This is a genomic window from Selenomonas bovis DSM 23594 (assembly GCF_000381005.1).
GTDB lineage: Bacteria > Bacillota > Negativicutes > Selenomonadales > Selenomonadaceae > Selenomonas_C > Selenomonas_C bovis.
Genome location: NZ_KB908381.1, coordinates 1 through 14,231 on the forward strand (window position 1 = coordinate 1; position 14,231 = coordinate 14,231).

General features: G+C 54.0%; 16 protein-coding genes. 5 read left to right on the forward strand and 11 right to left on the reverse strand.

Annotated elements, in window-relative coordinates:
- Positions 1–91: 91 nt before the first annotated feature.
- A complete protein-coding gene (locus tag F599_RS0102645; protein ID WP_019541980.1) occupies positions 92–538 on the forward strand; it encodes a DUF4231 domain-containing protein in 447 nt (148 codons plus the stop codon).
- Here F599_RS0102645 and F599_RS0102650 read toward each other — a convergent pair.
- The gene (locus F599_RS0102650) at positions 517–711 is read right to left on the reverse strand and encodes a hypothetical protein (RefSeq protein WP_019541981.1); all 195 of its coding nucleotides are present in this window, start codon (positions 709–711) and stop codon (positions 517–519) included. The two genes, F599_RS0102645 and F599_RS0102650, sit on opposite strands and share 22 nt — an antisense overlap.
- Before the next feature lie 95 nt (positions 712–806).
- Between F599_RS0102650 and F599_RS0102655 the strand changes: the two genes are divergently transcribed.
- A complete protein-coding gene (locus F599_RS0102655) occupies positions 807–1,202 on the forward strand; it encodes a TIR domain-containing protein (protein ID WP_019541982.1) in 396 nt (131 codons plus the stop codon).
- Positions 1,203–1,448: 246 nt separating this feature from the next.
- Positions 1,449–2,480 (forward strand): tyrosine-type recombinase/integrase, encoded by a 1,032-nt coding sequence (locus F599_RS0102660; protein ID WP_019541983.1) that lies wholly within the window; start codon positions 1,449–1,451, stop codon positions 2,478–2,480.
- 164 nt (positions 2,481–2,644) lie between these two features.
- Here F599_RS0102660 and rpsI read toward each other — a convergent pair whose 3' ends face one another.
- From rpsI to ispE, 7 genes are all read right to left on the reverse strand, one after another.
- Complete coding sequence (rpsI, locus tag F599_RS0102665) at positions 2,645–3,037, reverse strand: 30S ribosomal protein S9 (protein ID WP_019541984.1); 393 nt, start codon at positions 3,035–3,037, stop codon at positions 2,645–2,647.
- Between the two features lie 24 nt (positions 3,038–3,061).
- On the reverse strand, positions 3,062–3,502 hold the full coding sequence (gene rplM / locus F599_RS0102670) for a 50S ribosomal protein L13 (protein WP_019541985.1): 441 nt from the start codon (positions 3,500–3,502) through the stop codon (positions 3,062–3,064).
- Positions 3,503–3,717: 215 nt separating this feature from the next.
- A complete protein-coding gene (locus tag F599_RS0102675) occupies positions 3,718–4,437 on the reverse strand; it encodes a Crp/Fnr family transcriptional regulator (RefSeq protein ID WP_019541986.1) in 720 nt (239 codons plus the stop codon).
- A gap of 147 nt (positions 4,438–4,584) precedes the next feature.
- Positions 4,585–5,532 (reverse strand): ribose-phosphate diphosphokinase, encoded by a 948-nt coding sequence (locus F599_RS0102680; protein ID WP_026327759.1) that lies wholly within the window; start codon positions 5,530–5,532, stop codon positions 4,585–4,587.
- Between the two features lie 90 nt (positions 5,533–5,622).
- On the reverse strand, positions 5,623–6,990 hold the full coding sequence (gene glmU / locus F599_RS0102685; protein WP_026327760.1) for a bifunctional UDP-N-acetylglucosamine diphosphorylase/glucosamine-1-phosphate N-acetyltransferase GlmU: 1,368 nt from the start codon (positions 6,988–6,990) through the stop codon (positions 5,623–5,625).
- Positions 6,991–7,016: 26 nt separating this feature from the next.
- Positions 7,017–7,733, reverse strand: coding sequence for a GntR family transcriptional regulator (locus F599_RS0102690; RefSeq protein WP_026327761.1), 717 nt, complete (start codon positions 7,731–7,733; stop codon positions 7,017–7,019).
- Positions 7,734–7,746: 13 nt separating this feature from the next.
- Positions 7,747–8,613: a 4-(cytidine 5'-diphospho)-2-C-methyl-D-erythritol kinase gene (ispE, locus tag F599_RS0102695; protein WP_019541990.1), complete on the reverse strand. Its 867-nt coding sequence runs from the start codon at positions 8,611–8,613 to the stop codon at positions 7,747–7,749.
- Between the two features lie 143 nt (positions 8,614–8,756).
- On the opposite strand from ispE, the gene F599_RS14690 reads away from it, so the two are divergent.
- Positions 8,757–9,962, forward strand: a complete 1,206-nt coding sequence (locus tag F599_RS14690) for an HAD family hydrolase (protein WP_169337804.1) — start codon at positions 8,757–8,759, stop codon at positions 9,960–9,962.
- A gap of 31 nt (positions 9,963–9,993) precedes the next feature.
- Here the strand turns inward: F599_RS14690 and F599_RS0102705 are convergent, their stop codons facing one another.
- The 3 genes from F599_RS0102705 to F599_RS0102715 all read right to left on the reverse strand — a co-directional run bounded on the left by F599_RS0102705 (position 9,994) and on the right by F599_RS0102715 (position 13,259).
- On the reverse strand, positions 9,994–11,703 hold the full coding sequence (locus tag F599_RS0102705; protein WP_019541992.1) for a phosphoethanolamine transferase family protein: 1,710 nt from the start codon (positions 11,701–11,703) through the stop codon (positions 9,994–9,996).
- A 166-nt stretch (positions 11,704–11,869) separates the two neighbouring features.
- The gene (rd, locus tag F599_RS0102710) at positions 11,870–12,028 is read right to left on the reverse strand and encodes a rubredoxin (RefSeq protein WP_019541993.1); all 159 of its coding nucleotides are present in this window, start codon (positions 12,026–12,028) and stop codon (positions 11,870–11,872) included.
- A gap of 19 nt (positions 12,029–12,047) precedes the next feature.
- Complete coding sequence (locus F599_RS0102715) at positions 12,048–13,259, reverse strand: oxygen-binding di-iron domain-containing protein (protein ID WP_019541994.1); 1,212 nt, start codon at positions 13,257–13,259, stop codon at positions 12,048–12,050.
- Positions 13,260–13,454: 195 nt separating this feature from the next.
- On the opposite strand from F599_RS0102715, the gene F599_RS0102720 reads away from it, so the two are divergent.
- Entirely contained in the window at positions 13,455–14,162 is a 708-nt protein-coding gene (locus F599_RS0102720) for a hypothetical protein (protein WP_019541995.1), read from the forward strand.
- Positions 14,163–14,231 lie beyond the last annotated feature (69 nt).

Sequence of the window (14,231 nt, forward strand, 5' to 3'; positions counted from 1 at the left end):
GCTCAAGGGGATCGCGTGAGGCGGAATGGTACGACGTGGTACGACGTGGTACAAAAAAGCCGCCCGCAGGCGGCCAGGAAAGGAAGCCTAAATGTCACCTGACGAATATATCAGAAATCGCTTGGACGAACAGCAAAAATGGTTCAGCTGCAAAAGTACGGAAAACCAGCGCGAATATAAGCGTTTGCGGCGCTTAGAAACCGCATGCGTCCTCCTGCTTCCGGTTCTCGGAATGCTGCCGATTGCAGATCCTTGGCGCGACATTATACTCGTGTTACTCAGTGCCATAGCATCCTATCTCCGTTTCTTTGCTGGCCTGGACTCATGTCACGACTTATGGTTGCAGTATCGGGCAGCCAGCGAGGCCTTGAAGCGTGAAAAACTCCTGTACGAAACGCGCACAGGAGTTTACAGAGGAGATGACAGGGACACTGTTTTAGTGATGCGCGTCGAGAGCATCATTGCTTCCGTCAATGGAGATTGGATCCAGATCAAGCAAGACGAACCTCCGACACCTCATTCATCGACAGGTTCGTAGGTCTTGGCAAAAATATCCGGCTTGCAAGGATACTGCTCTCCTTTTACGCCGGTTATAATGTAATCCCCCACCGACGCATGATGGTCGCCTTCCAGTGTGTGGATAATCATCTCTCGGTCTGTCTGATAGGCCTCAACCACAACAGGCTTCTTCCGGTATTTCCTTACTTTCATCTCGCCCCACCTCTTTCACCGTGCTAAGTCGCGATAAAATGCCACTTCTTGCTATTTCATGTATATATTGTATCACAAGGGAAAGGATGATAGATATGCCTCGTACTTATAATCTTTTCATCAGCCATGCTTGGCAATACAACGATGACTACTCTACAGTTGTAAGGTGGCTATCACAAAGCTCTCTGGACTATCGGAATTACAGTGTACCTCAGCACGATCCACTTGATGTAAGGACAAATGCAGGACTAGAGAATGCGTTGACCAATCAGATAAGGCCCGCCAGTATCGTTATCATCATCGCGGGGATGTACGATGCCTACAGTAAGTGGATTGACTATGAGATTGACGAAGCTAATCGCATGGGAAAGACCATCATCGGCATCCGTCCCTGGGGACAGCAGCGCATTCCCTTGAAAGTCCAACAAGCCGCCACGGAGATGGTGGGCTGGAACTCGTCCTCTCTCATAGATGCTATCATGAGATATTAAGTCAGCGACATGCTCAAAAGTAGCCATTTTGGCGGCGCCGCCAAAATGCAAACAAAAATAGCCGCCCGCAGGCGGCACGATTTGCAGCAGCCGTTGACAAGACGGCCCTGAGTTGCCTCGTACGAGGCAGCTGGATAAGAAGGTGGTTGTCGGCCACCCCGCGCCGGACGCCCGTAGGCGTGCCGAGGCTTGTGGTTTCAGTATAACATATTCCCGTGGGACGCGCCACGGAGAAAGGAGCACATCATGAGACTGCCAAACGGATACGGTTCGATTACGAAACTCTCTGGCAAGCGCCGCAAGCCCTATGCCGTCAAAGTAACGAAAGAATGGACGGATGACGGGAAGCAAGTGCAGAAGTATCTTGGTTACTACGAAAGCCGGGCAAAAGCTATCAAAGCCCTTGCCGACTACAACGAGCACCCCTACGACATTGACGCTACCGCGGCCACCTTTGCCACCCTCTATGAGAAATGGAGCAAGCTCACATACACGGATCACGGCGAACCCGTTCCGAATACCTACATTGCCGCCTACAAGCGCCTCCCGCGCCTGCACGATATGCCGTTCGTCGACATCCGCGCCCGCCACATACAAGGCGAGCTTGACGCCTGCGAGCTTGGATACAGCACGCAGAAGATGATGAAGACCCTCTGCAACAAGCTCTTCGCGCTTGCCATCGACTGCGAGATCGTAACGGTCAACTATGCGAAGAACGTGAAGCTGCCGCCGAATGAGGTAAGCCGCAAGCACCAGCCATTCGATGACGACGAACTCGCGATCCTCTGGCGGCATACCGACGACTTTTCCGCCTGCCTTGCGCTCGTCCTCTGCTACACCGGGTTCCGTCCGACAGAGCTCCTGCGCATCAGAAAAGAAAACGTCCACCTCGACGACCGCGTCATGTTCGGTGGTATGAAAACAGCGGCTGGCAAAAACCGTGCCGTCCCCATCGCCAAGAAGATATTTCCAATCATCGAGCGCTGGATGCAGACGGGCGGCGAGTATCTCGTCATGGACCCACGCGACGGAAAGCCTGTCCTGACCTACGACCGCCTGCGCGGTCGCATCTGGGAACCGTCGGATCCTCTCAAGCTCCTCCCGCGCCAGCACCTCCCGCACGATGGCCGCCACACCTGCGCCACCCGCCTAGACGATGCAGGCGTCAACATCAAGGTCACGCAGCTCATCCTCGGCCATCGCGCCTCCGACATCACACGCAAGGTCTACACGCACAAAACCTACGCTCAACTAATCGAAGCCATTGACCAAATATAGCGGCTCTCTTTTGTAACTTGTGTGTAACTTTTATGTAACTTGTGCGCCGGTTTTGATACGCTATTTGATACACTGAGACGTCTTTCCAAAAATAAAGAGAACTGAAAAAGCCCGCCAGCATTGAGCTGACGGGCTTTTTGTAACTTGCATTGATACTCTTGGCTTTAACGCTTCGAGAACTGAGATGCTTTGCGAGCTTTCTTGAGGCCGTACTTACGACGCTCTTTCTCGCGCGGATCGCGCGTAACGAAGCCGGCTTTCTTGAGAGCCGGACGAAGCTCTGCGTCCATTTCCATGAGCGCACGCGTGATGCCGTGGCGGATGGCGCCTGCCTGCCCCGTCACGCCGCCGCCTGCAACATTGGCAATGACATCGTACTTATCAACCGTCTCCGTGAGGTTGAGCGGTTGACGAACGATGAGCTCGAGTGTCTTGAGACCGAAATACTCTTCCATATCACGACCGTTGATCGTGACCTTCCCCTCGCCTGGAACCAGACGAACACGGGCAACGGACGATTTTCTGCGGCCGGTGCCGTAGTAGCTGACTTGTGCCATGTAGTATGTTCCTCCCTTTCCAGATTAGCGGATGTTGAGCTCGAGTTTCTCGGGCTTCTGTGCTGCATGCGGATGCTCCGGGCCAGCATAGACGCTGAGCTTGCGGTACATCTGCGCGCCGAGGCGGTTATGCGGAAGCATGCCTTTGATGGCATGCTCGAGGACACGCGTCGGGAACCGATCGAGCATCTGGCCCGCCGGCGTGAACGTCGTGCCGCCCTGATAACCAGAATGACGGAAATACGTCTTATCGATGAGCTTCTTGCCCGTGAACTTTACTTTCTCTGCATTGATGACAATGACATAATCACCCGTATCCACATGCGGAGTATACGTCGGTTTATTTTTACCGCGAAGAACTTTTGCGACTTCGGCTGCGAGGCGGCCGACCGTCTGGCCTTCAGCGTCTACAACATACCATTTGCGTTCGATATTGGATGCATTTGCCATAAACGTTGTCTTCATGCGATTTCCCCCCTAGATGTAAAATCAATGTTCAGCATTATGATGACCGAAACAGGCTTCCGGGGCTAATGGAAACGCTCGTTCATGACATCACATAGAAATATTTTACAGAGAAGGCGATGCGAAGTCAAGCTTTTTTCACAAAAAGGTGAAAAAATTTTCAGGGGGGGCGTGTATGTGACGGAAACATGTTCTAATCATCGCCGTACGCGTTCTCATCCATCAATCGTTCCTTTTCCACCTGCACTGAGCTGCCGCGTGTTGTGCGCGACAGCTGCCAGTCCTTGCAGGTCGAGGATGGTCAGATGTCCCCGCCCCGGCTTTACGAGTTTTTCCTGCGCGAAATATTTTACAAGGCGGCTCACGACCTCGCGGGCGCTACCCATATAGCGCGCAATCTGCTCATGCGTGAGATGGATTTCCAAGCTACCAGCCTTTTTCGTCTCTTCGAGAAGAAAAATTGCGAGACGTCGATCTGCGGAGAGAAATAAAATCTGCTGCATGCGCCAAAGCATCTCCGAAAGACGGCGTGCGGCCATTTCATAGGCATAGGCCTTGACATAGATATTTTCTTGTAGTAATCGGTTAAACACTGAGGCTTCTGTTCTCAGGACATCCGTATCCGCGACCGCCTCTATGGAAACCGGGAACGTGACCGCGTCCAATGTACAAGCGGCAGAGAGAATACCGACATCGCCGGGGAACAGGCGGTAGAGCGTCACATCACGGCCGTCTTCAGAGAGCGTGTAGACACGGAGCTGTCCTTCCTTGACGAGCAGGATGCCCAGGCAATCGCCGGGGTCGCGGTGAAGCTGCGCGCCGCGTACGAAACGAACTGGGTGCGTGCCGGCGTTGACGAGCGACTTCTCCTTGTTCGTCAGTTGTTTCCAAAAGCTGAATGTGCGGATGTAGAGGTCTGTGGCTTCCCCTTGCATGGCAATCCTCCTCTGCTCTGTCTCATATACTAGGATACTGCAATATATGCGGCGCGCAGCGCCTCACGAAGGGCGCTTACGCATATTTTTGTGAACAGGTGCAAAAAAGCCTCCCCGCGCGGGAAGGCGAAAAACAATCAATATATCTCAGCGGAAGAGCTGGCTGACGCTCCGATGGCTCTGGATGCGGATGATGACGTCTGCAATCGGTTCAGCGAGGGAGAGAACGACGATCTTGTCACTGGCCTTCTCTGGTGGCAGCGGAATCGTATCCGTGATGATGAGTTTCTCGATGGGCGAATCATTGATGCGCTGCACCGCAGGGTCAGAGAGGATCGCATGGGAGCAGGAGGCGAAGATTCTCTTTGCGCCACGTTTCTGGAGCGCGCGCGCACCTTCGCAGAGCGAGCCCGCCGTATCGACGATATCGTCGATGATGACAGCGGTCTTGCCCTCGACATCACCAATGAGGTTCATGACTTCAGCACAGCCCGGCTTCGGACGGCGTTTCTCGATGATGGCGATCGGCGCCTGCAGATGATCCGCGAGGATGCGCGCGCGCGTGACACCACCGAGATCCGGCGAGACGACAACGACATCCTCGAGCTTCTGGGCACGGAAATAGTTGGCAATGGTCGGCGCAGCAGCCAGATGATCCACAGGGATATCAAAGAAGCCCTGAATCTGGCCTGCGTGCAGGTCGACGGTCACGACACGCGTCACGCCAGCCGTCGTCATGAGGTTGGCAACCAGCTTGGCGGAAATCGGCTCACGGCCGCGCGTTTTGCGATCCTGGCGCGCGTATGCATAGTATGGCACAACCGCCGTGATGCTATGCGCCGAGGCGCGCTTGCAGGCATCCGCCATGATGAGAAGCTCCATGAGATTGTCGTTGACTGGATACGACGTCGGCTGGATGATAAAAATATCCTTGCCGCGAATGCTCTCGCTGATCATGACCTGGGTTTCGCCATTGTTGAAATGACCGACATAAGCATCGCAAAGATTGACGCCGATGCGATCCGCAATCTTGTTGGCGAGCTCAGGGTTCGCATTGCCGGCCAGGATGACCAAATTTCCAGTGTCTAAAGCCATTTTGTTAAACTCCTCCAATTCTAGGGAACATGCGAATGCCGTTGTTTCCCCATTCAGAAAACGAATGATTACCTCGTAATGAGTTTATCATTATCTTTTGCGTTTGTCCACCCAGCCGGTGATATTCTTCTGGCGCGCACGCGCGACGGCCAGCGTGTCCTTCGGCACGGTCTGCGTGATGGTCGAGCCAGCTGCAATGTAGGCACCATCCTCTACGGTGACGGGGGCGACGAGGTTCGAGTTGCAGCCGACGAAAGCATTGTTACCAATTTTGGTACGGAATTTCTTTTTGCCGTCATAGTTGACTGTGATTGTACCGCAGCCCATATTGACGTTCTCTCCCATGTCGCAGTCGCCGATATAAGAAAGATGCGGCAATTTCGATCCCTTGCCGATGGTGGAGTTCTTGACCTCGATGAAGTTGTCAATCTTCACGCCCTCGCAGATATGTGTACCAGGACGCAGGTGAACGAACTGTCCAAGCTTCACATGGTCGTCGACGACGGCATCATGGGCATAGAGGAACTGTCCCGTGACATCGTTGCCGATCTTCGTATTCTGGATACGGACGGAAGGCCCGATCTCGCAGTTCTCGCCGATGACCGTGCCGCTCTCGAGGTACGTCATGGGATAGAGTACGGTATCGCGTCCTACCTCGACGTCTGCGTCGACAAACGTCGTCGCGGGGTCGATGATGGAGACGCCTGCGGCCATGAGTTCCTCATTCTTGCGCTGGCGCAGAATGTGCTCTGCCTTGGCAAGCTGGGCACGGCTGTTGACGCCCAGCGTCTCCTCAAAATCATCCGCGGCGACAGCCCAGATGCGCTCGCCCTGCTTCTTCAGGATGCCGAGGACGTCTGGCAGATAGTACTCGCCCTGCGCGTTATCGTTCGTGACCTTCTCGAGTGCGGCAAAGAGTGCCTGTGCGTCGAAACAATAAATGCCAGAGTTGACTTCCTTGACGGCGCGCTCTGCCTCTGTCGCATCTTTGTGCTCAACGATTTTCTCGACGGAGCCGTCTGTCTGACGGATGATGCGACCGTAGCCTGTGGCGTCTGGCATGACAGCTGTCAGGACGGTTGCCTTTGCTTGGGCCGCGATATGCTCGTCATAGAGTTTTCTCAGGAGCGCGCCCGTAAGCAAGGGTGTATCACCGCAGAGCACCATGATGGTCCCCTGCGTATCTTTCAGGAGCGGAGCCGTCATCTTGACCGCGTGGCCTGTGCCGAGCTGTTCCGTCTGCGTCACAAACTCAGCCTGGTCGGCCAGCGCCTCGCGCACCTGGTCGCCACCAAAGCCCGTCACGACGATCTGGCGCGTTGCACCGGCCGCCTTGGCTGCTGCCAGCACATGCGCCACCATCGCTTTGCCGCCAGCCTTGTGCAGAACTTTCGGCAGGGTGGATTTCATGCGCGTCCCCTTCCCCGCCGCAAGAATCACTGTTACTAAATCCGACATATAGGATCCTCCTTCTATTATGGAAGTTACTTGGCTGCTTTCCTGGCCCGCTTCGTCTTTTCATTTTTCTTGTTGGCATCCACGGCTTTGAGCAGCGTCTTTTCTGACATCTCCATATGATGTTCCGCCGCTTTCTTCGCACGCTTCACGTCGCCTTCCGCAATGGCCTCCACGATTTCTCGATGTTCCTCCAGCGTCGTCTCCAGGCGTCCCGGATAGGACATAGACAGCGTGCGAAAACGCGTGAGCTGCTCACGCAGGTTGGAAATGATGCCGACGAGACGGCTGTTGCGCGCCGCGCGATAGAGCAGATCGTGGAACTCGATATCCGTCTCGACAATCTTATCCATGTTGCCCTCTTCGACATAGCCGCCGATCATCACGAGCAGACGCTGCAGGCTCTCAAGCTCCTCATCGGTAATGCGTTCCGCCGCCAGGCCGTTGGAGAGCGACTCCAGTGCCGTGCGAATCTCGAAAATCTCATTGATGTCACGGATGGACATGCTCGCGACATACGTGCCGCGCCGCGGCATCATGATAACATAGCCCTCGAGCTCTAGCTTGCGGATGGCCTCGCGGACAGGCGTACGGCTCACGCCGAGTTCCTCAGCGAGCTGGATCTCCATGAGGCGCTCACCTGGTTTCAACACGCCGCGTCGAATGGCATCTCGCAAGGATTCACAGACGACTTCTCTTAGCGGCTGGTAGCTGTCCAGCTTGATCGGTGATAGCTTCTTTTCCATAGCAGAGAATCCCTCATTTCCTCATAGATTTTGCCGTCTTCGTAACGAATACGTCCACAGCCGGAAGCTGTCGAAGTGCCTCGGCAATGTGCTGCGCATGCGCGCCATCCTCTGCAATGCCAAAGACGGTCGGGCCGCTGCCAGACATGAGGCTCGCGCGTGCGCCGTACTGCAGCATTTTCTCTTTTAATTCTGAGATAATGCCATACTTTTTCATAGTAACACTTTCAAGGACGTTAGACAATAAGGAAGCAATCCTTTTGTCATCTTTGTCTATGATGGCGCGTTTCATCTGATCGGTTTGCGGGTGACTCTTTGCAGGTGCAGCGTCATAACTCTTGTACGCCCAAGCGGTAGAGACAGAAACGTGTGGCTTGGCGAGGACGATGTCTGCTGTCGGCATATCTGGCAGGCGCTCGAGCTTCTCCCCACGGCCAGTGGCGAGCATTGTTCCGCCCAGCAGCGTGAAGGGAATATCAGAGCCGAGTTTCGCGCCGAGCGCGCAGAGTTCCTCATCGGAGGCCCCCAGGGCGAACAGCTGGTTCATGCCGCGCAGGACAGCAGCCGCATCAGCACTGCCGCCGGCAAGACCAGCGGCGACAGGAATCCGCTTGGTCAGCTGAATCTCTACGCCATCCTTGATGCCATACGTCTGGCGCATGAGCTCAGCTGCACGCCACGCGAGATTGGATGCGTCCGCGGCGAGCCAGGGAACATCAATGGCAAGATGAATGTAGCTGTCCTTAGCCACCTGGAGTATCAGGGTATCCGAAAGTGCTACGGACTGCATCACCATCGCGACCTCGTGGAAGCCATCCTCCCTTTTTCCGAGTATGTCAAGTGTCAGGTTGATTTTTGCCAAGCCTTGTATTGTCTGCAAAGTCACCACTCCCTCATCATCATGATTCCCTTCCCAATTTTAGCAATTTTTCTTTTGTACGACAAGTTTCCCTTGCTGACAACCAGATTCTGTACGATAATTGTGATGATATGGGTTGCCAGGAAAAAATGGGAGGGATTCTCTTGGGAAATTCTATTTCCAGTCGGCAACAACTGATTGCCGCTATTGTACTCGCGCTCCTGTTCGGCTTTTATCATGGCATGACGGGAACGATTGTGCGCGGAGGACTCGTATTTTGTTCCACGCTTCTTGTCTGTCTCCCCCTACCTGGAATGCTTGCGACGTGGCTGGCGCAAAAACGCGTCCTACAGCAGGCGGAGTCGCTGGGTGCCGCATTACTACGGCCGCAGCGGTTGGTAGTGCTCGCGGAGACGGACACGCTGCTATTCCCCTATCGGGGTGTTCTGACGCAGGGAGAGCCGCACATTGCCGCGCTCATGCCTGAGGGGATGTCGCAGGCTGGTCTGCTCGCGCTCGCTGCCGCCGCCGAGCGCGATGCGACACATCCTATCGGCTGCGCCATCTATGCGACGGCAATGGAACGATGCCTGCGTCTGCCGCGCGTCTCCGCGCAGGCAGAGCAGGCACATCACGGCGCGGAGGCACTCTGCACCGGAGATACAGTCCGGGTGGGAGCAATCGACTGGCTTAGAGCGGAAGGCGTGCATTTCAGTGCTGAACTCCTGACGACAGCGGATCAGATGTATTGCCGCGGCGAAAGTGTTGTCGCGTTGAGCATGGGCAAACGCGCCCGAGGTTTGATTGCACTCAGCTATGACATGTCGGATAGCGTGCGTGCGGTGCTTGCTGAGCTAGCGCGCGCGGATATGACACCCATATTGTTCACCTCATCGGCACAGAAATTCGCGCACGCCCTAGCAAAGCAGCTCGGTATCAGCACCGCCTATGGCAATCTATCAGCGAAAAAATGTGCGCGGGAGACACAATTCCTCCAGTCGCGCGGTCACATTGTCGCGCTGCTGGACATGGCGGCCAACCCTAGCCAGATCCCCCCAGGAACGGCAGACGTCCATTTGGTCATATCATCCTCGCAGTCCGCAGAGACGGGCAAAGATACGGCGTCAGACGTAGCTGACATTGCAATTCCCTCCATCGCGGCATTGCCCCCGCTGCTCGCACTCAGCAGGCGGATGTCAGTTGCCTGCAACCATAGCCACAGTATCGCGTTTTTCGGCGCACTGATTTTCCTCCTCTCAGCTACAATCTTTTTTCCGTGGTTCGATGGAAGTTTTATGTCGCCGCATATTGCTGTCACCTGCCTGCTTTTCCTCGTACTGCTCGCCCTTCTTCCCATAAGAAGAATATAAAAATAGGTCTGTATCCGCAAAGATTCTCCAATTATTTCATCGCGTGATCGTAATCCATACCTTGGATGATACGCGTACGATGTACCTTGAATTCTGCATTTACCAGACTTTTCGACGCATCGTATTCCGGAGTGCGGATATTGAGAAGATCGAGCAGGGTATGAATCATATCATCTGTCATATATGGTCGTTGCACGGCGGCACAGATCTGCTGCCATTTTTCCGGATGGGTAGTGCGCCAGGCCGGTGAGCCATAGATGATCAGGGGAACCTCCAGCATGTAGCGGTTCGGATGTTCCTCAACATGGCCTGACATGTTGGAATCATTGTCATAGACGGCTTCGCCATGATCCGGCAGATAGACGACGAGCGCATTCTTATCCGCGAATTTCTCGATGAGAGAGCTCACGATGTAGTCATTGTAATAAATCGCATTGGCGTACTGCGCGATTTCCGTGCGTTTGGCCTCGCTATAGCTATTTTCCGGAGCTGCGAGATCGTCTTTCAGGAATTTCGTGAAAAGATACGGGTAACGGAAATAATAGAGGCCGTGTCCGCCCATGAGATGAATGACGTAGAAATCTTTCCCGGAGCCATGTGCGATTGCATCGTCCACCAGCGGGAACAGCGCTTCATCCAAGGTGGTATTCTCCTCATGCGATTCCCGCATGCGCGTGAAGACTTTCGTTGTCGAGCGGTTGGCGAAGATTTGCGCTACATTCCCCCAGATGCCGGAACTTTCCTGATTTGATATCCAATGTGTTGCATAACCGGCTCTGTTCATGACATCGATGAGGTTGTTGGTCTCGTACCACGGCTGCCCCGCGGCCACGCTTTCCTCATCTGCAAAGGTGAAGAGTTTCCGCAGCACGGCGACGGTCGCTCCCTCAGGGCTGATGACATCGCGAAAAACTGCAATTTTCCCCTCCGCAGCCATTGCATCGAGATTGGGCGTATTTTTCAGCGGATAGCCGTAGAGGTGCATACGTCCTCTGGCTGTCGCTTCTCCGAGGATGAAGACGACTTGAGGCGTGTCACTGTCATTTTCTGTGATTTCCACTCGGTTTTCCATGGAGTCTGCAAGTTTTTGATAGGCCTTGATATTCTCTACAGAGACAGCCGTCGCTTGCCCCACGCTGACAAGCGGGATGTCAAGAGTGCCGCTCAAGATGAAGTTCATGTAGTGTTTGAGCAGTAATGTTCCTGCCAGTACGCCGAAAATAGATACAGCGAGGAAGATGCGGTTCCGCCCGCGACGGCTTGGCCAGGCCAGGCGCTTTTGGAACAACCACCCCCATCCCAGTGCAAGCAGGAGGAAGAAAGTACTGACAGCCAGCAGGCTGCGCCAACCGAAATACATGGAGAGGAACTCTCCTGCTTCCTGCGGATTCGTCTGCAGGATGGCGGTAATGATGCCTGCGCCAACCAATGTCTGATATGTCGTGATAGCGAAAATTTCCAGGCCGGCCAATGCCGCTGATACTATGACGGACAGTCCGAGCAGCAACTGGCGCAGACGGTGGCAAGGCACACAAGCGAGCAGTACGACATAGACGCAGGCACCGAAAAACAGGAAGGCACCGTCCAGTAACAGGACGGGAATCTGTGTATCTTGATACTGCGTGAGATTCTGCCAGACAATCGTGAAATAATTCATGAGAAACAGCAAGATGATCCAGCCGATATGCGTTTCCGTCAGATATTCCGCCGCAGCCAGCAGTGATAAGACTCTTTTCTTCAATGGAAGTGCCTCTTTCTCTTTTCATTCTATGTGTTCTGAAACGTTGGATATCACTGAGGCAGTCATAAAAATGCAGCTTCCCCCATGGGAAAGCTGCATTTTCACGCGCATCCATATCCGTTGGCAGAGTCGCCTTGCATCGGGTGCGCTGACGTCTAGTTCAGACTCACTCTTTTTCAAACATTTCCTTGCCGACGCCACAAACCGGGCAGACCCAGTCGTCCGGCAAATCTTCGAATGCCGTGCCCGGTGCGATGCCGTTATCCGGATCGCCGACAGCGGGATCATACACATAGCCGCAAGGGCCGCATACATACTTGTCCATAATGGTACCTCCTACAATATTACGCTTTATCTGCCGCTGGAGTCTCCTCCAGCAGCGCCTTCACCAACTCTGGAATCTTGGCAAAATCATCTTTACAGGGATTCCAGAGAGATTTTACATGTTCATCAATAACTGCGAAACCGGCATCTTGCAAGCTCTCCTGAAGGACTTTGACACCCTCGCCGCTCCAACCATAACAGCCGAAGGCTGCAGCACGTTTTTTCTTGAACTTCAGAGATTTCAAGAAGGCCAGCCAGCCTGTCACACTCGCAAGCACGCCATTGATATAGGTCGGTGAGCCCACAGCGATAGCGCGGGACTTGAAGACCTCCGTCATCACTTCGTTCTTGTCACTCTTGGCAATGTTGTATACCTTGACGACGGTCGCAGGGCTCTGACGTTTTATCTCTTCGGCGATGGCATGCGCAATCGCTTCTGTGCCGTTCCACATCGTATCGTAGGCAATCGTGACCTGATCCTCCTGATAGGCCTTTGCCCATTCATCGTACTTCTCTACGATGGTGAATGGTCTTTCGCGCCAGATCGCGCCGTGCGATGGCGCAATCATTTCGATGGGAAGTTGCAGTGCCGCAATCTCCTCGAGCTTGCGGGGGATGAGCGCCGCAAACGGATTGAGAATATTGACAAAATACTTGAGCGCCTCATGCCAGAGGATCCCCTGTTCCGCTTTGTCTGCAAAGAGCTCGCTCGTCGCGTAGTGCTGCCCGAACGCATCCATAGAGAACAGGATGTTGTCTCCCGTGAGGAATGTCGCCATGGAATCCGGCCAGTGGAGCATCCGCATCTCGACGAATTGGAGCTTCTTGCCATTGCCGATGGGGAGTTCATCTCCCGTTTTGACAACATGGAAATTCCAGCCGCGTTTCCCGTACTGTCCCTCGAGGCTCTTGACAGCCATCGCCGTGCAATAAAGCGGCGTTCCGGGGATTTCTTCAAGCAAATCTGCAAGTGCGCCGGAATGATCTGTCTCGCCGTGGTTCACGACGATGGCGTCGATTTTTTTGAGATCGATTTCCCGCTTGAGATTCTCAATGAAATCGAAGCGGTGCGGCGCCCAGACCGTATCGACGAGGATGGTCTTTTCCTCTTCAATCAGATAAGCGTTCTGGCTGGAACCGTGAAAGATCGAATAGTCGTCCCCGTGAAAGTTCTCAAGTTCCCAGTCGAGATAGCCTACCCAGCTCACGTTGCCTTTCACATGTCTCTTCATCTATTTTCCCCCTCATCCCGTACCGGTTCTGCCAAGGGAGCAAAAAACGGCAACGAGATATCCCGATATAATTCCTTCGGAATATTTTATTCGACATCTCAGGTGCAGATTCCTGCCCCATTATGCTATAATGAAATGAAAATATTATGGGAGTACCGAATGAATCGATATTTCCTCAAACATGGAGGTCAGAGTATGACACAGGAAGCATTTCACAAGCTCGTGCATCTTGTCATGGCTTCACCGGCAAAACCGCCGGAGAAGCTTTTCCTCGGCGGTATGGATGATTGGCATGCGCGGGCAAGGCTAGCGCATTTTCTCGCTATGCCCGCGGTCGGCAAGACAGAGGAGGCACTCGAACTCTTCCACTCCGTTGTCGAGGCGGATGTGGATGAAGAAAACGCTGAGGATGTCGAGGAGAAGGTCTTTGCGCTCCAGAAGCTTTCTGATCTTGAGCGCAAGCAGGACAATGCGGCAGAGGATGCCCTGCGTCATATCGATGCGGCCATCGAGCTTGCAGAGAGCACGGACTTTCTCTATAAATATATTCTGCGCGGCGAGCTTTGGGGCGATCGCTGGAATATCATGCATCAGCTCAAAATGAGCAAAGAAGCCGAGGAGGAAGTCGATGAGCGCATCGAAGCCTATAAGGATATCCCCGTCTCACATGTCAGCTATCTTTACTACGGGTACCGCTTCAAGGCCATGTTGGCCGCAGAGCGCGGAGTGACACTCGTGGCCAAGGATTACATGCACATGGCGCTTCATTCGATGGAGATCCCACCGCAGTATGAGGCGGGACTCGAAAAGGCTTTTTCCGCCACGCATGACAATGCATCTTGGATCCTCAACGAAGTCGATCGCGCGACACCGAATCCTGATACCGTACATTGGGATATCTGATCAATCACTGTTTCATATAGTGGTTCCCGGTGCAAACGAGAAAAAACACTTGCAAGAGCGCTATGCCTA

What these genes read in the sequence shown, in the direction of transcription:
- F599_RS0102645 (WP_019541980.1), top strand. Translation starts at nt 92, where the DNA reads ATGTCACCTGACGAATATATCAGAAATCGCTTGGACGAACAGCAAAAA.
- F599_RS0102650 (WP_019541981.1), bottom strand. Translation starts at nt 711, where the DNA reads ATGAAAGTAAGGAAATACCGGAAGAAGCCTGTTGTGGTTGAGGCCTAT.
- F599_RS0102655 (WP_019541982.1), top strand. Translation starts at nt 807, where the DNA reads ATGCCTCGTACTTATAATCTTTTCATCAGCCATGCTTGGCAATACAAC.
- F599_RS0102660 (WP_019541983.1), top strand. Translation starts at nt 1,449, where the DNA reads ATGAGACTGCCAAACGGATACGGTTCGATTACGAAACTCTCTGGCAAG.
- rpsI (WP_019541984.1), bottom strand. Translation starts at nt 3,037, where the DNA reads ATGGCACAAGTCAGCTACTACGGCACCGGCCGCAGAAAATCGTCCGTT.
- rplM (WP_019541985.1), bottom strand. Translation starts at nt 3,502, where the DNA reads ATGAAGACAACGTTTATGGCAAATGCATCCAATATCGAACGCAAATGG.
- F599_RS0102675 (WP_019541986.1), bottom strand. Translation starts at nt 4,437, where the DNA reads ATGCAAGGGGAAGCCACAGACCTCTACATCCGCACATTCAGCTTTTGG.
- F599_RS0102680 (WP_026327759.1), bottom strand. Translation starts at nt 5,532, where the DNA reads ATGGCTTTAGACACTGGAAATTTGGTCATCCTGGCCGGCAATGCGAAC.
- glmU (WP_026327760.1), bottom strand. Translation starts at nt 6,990, where the DNA reads ATGTCGGATTTAGTAACAGTGATTCTTGCGGCGGGGAAGGGGACGCGC.
- F599_RS0102690 (WP_026327761.1), bottom strand. Translation starts at nt 7,733, where the DNA reads ATGGAAAAGAAGCTATCACCGATCAAGCTGGACAGCTACCAGCCGCTA.
- rd (WP_019541993.1), bottom strand. Translation starts at nt 12,028, where the DNA reads ATGGACAAGTATGTATGCGGCCCTTGCGGCTATGTGTATGATCCCGCT.
- F599_RS0102715 (WP_019541994.1), bottom strand. Translation starts at nt 13,259, where the DNA reads ATGAAGAGACATGTGAAAGGCAACGTGAGCTGGGTAGGCTATCTCGAC.
- F599_RS0102720 (WP_019541995.1), top strand. Translation starts at nt 13,455, where the DNA reads ATGACACAGGAAGCATTTCACAAGCTCGTGCATCTTGTCATGGCTTCA.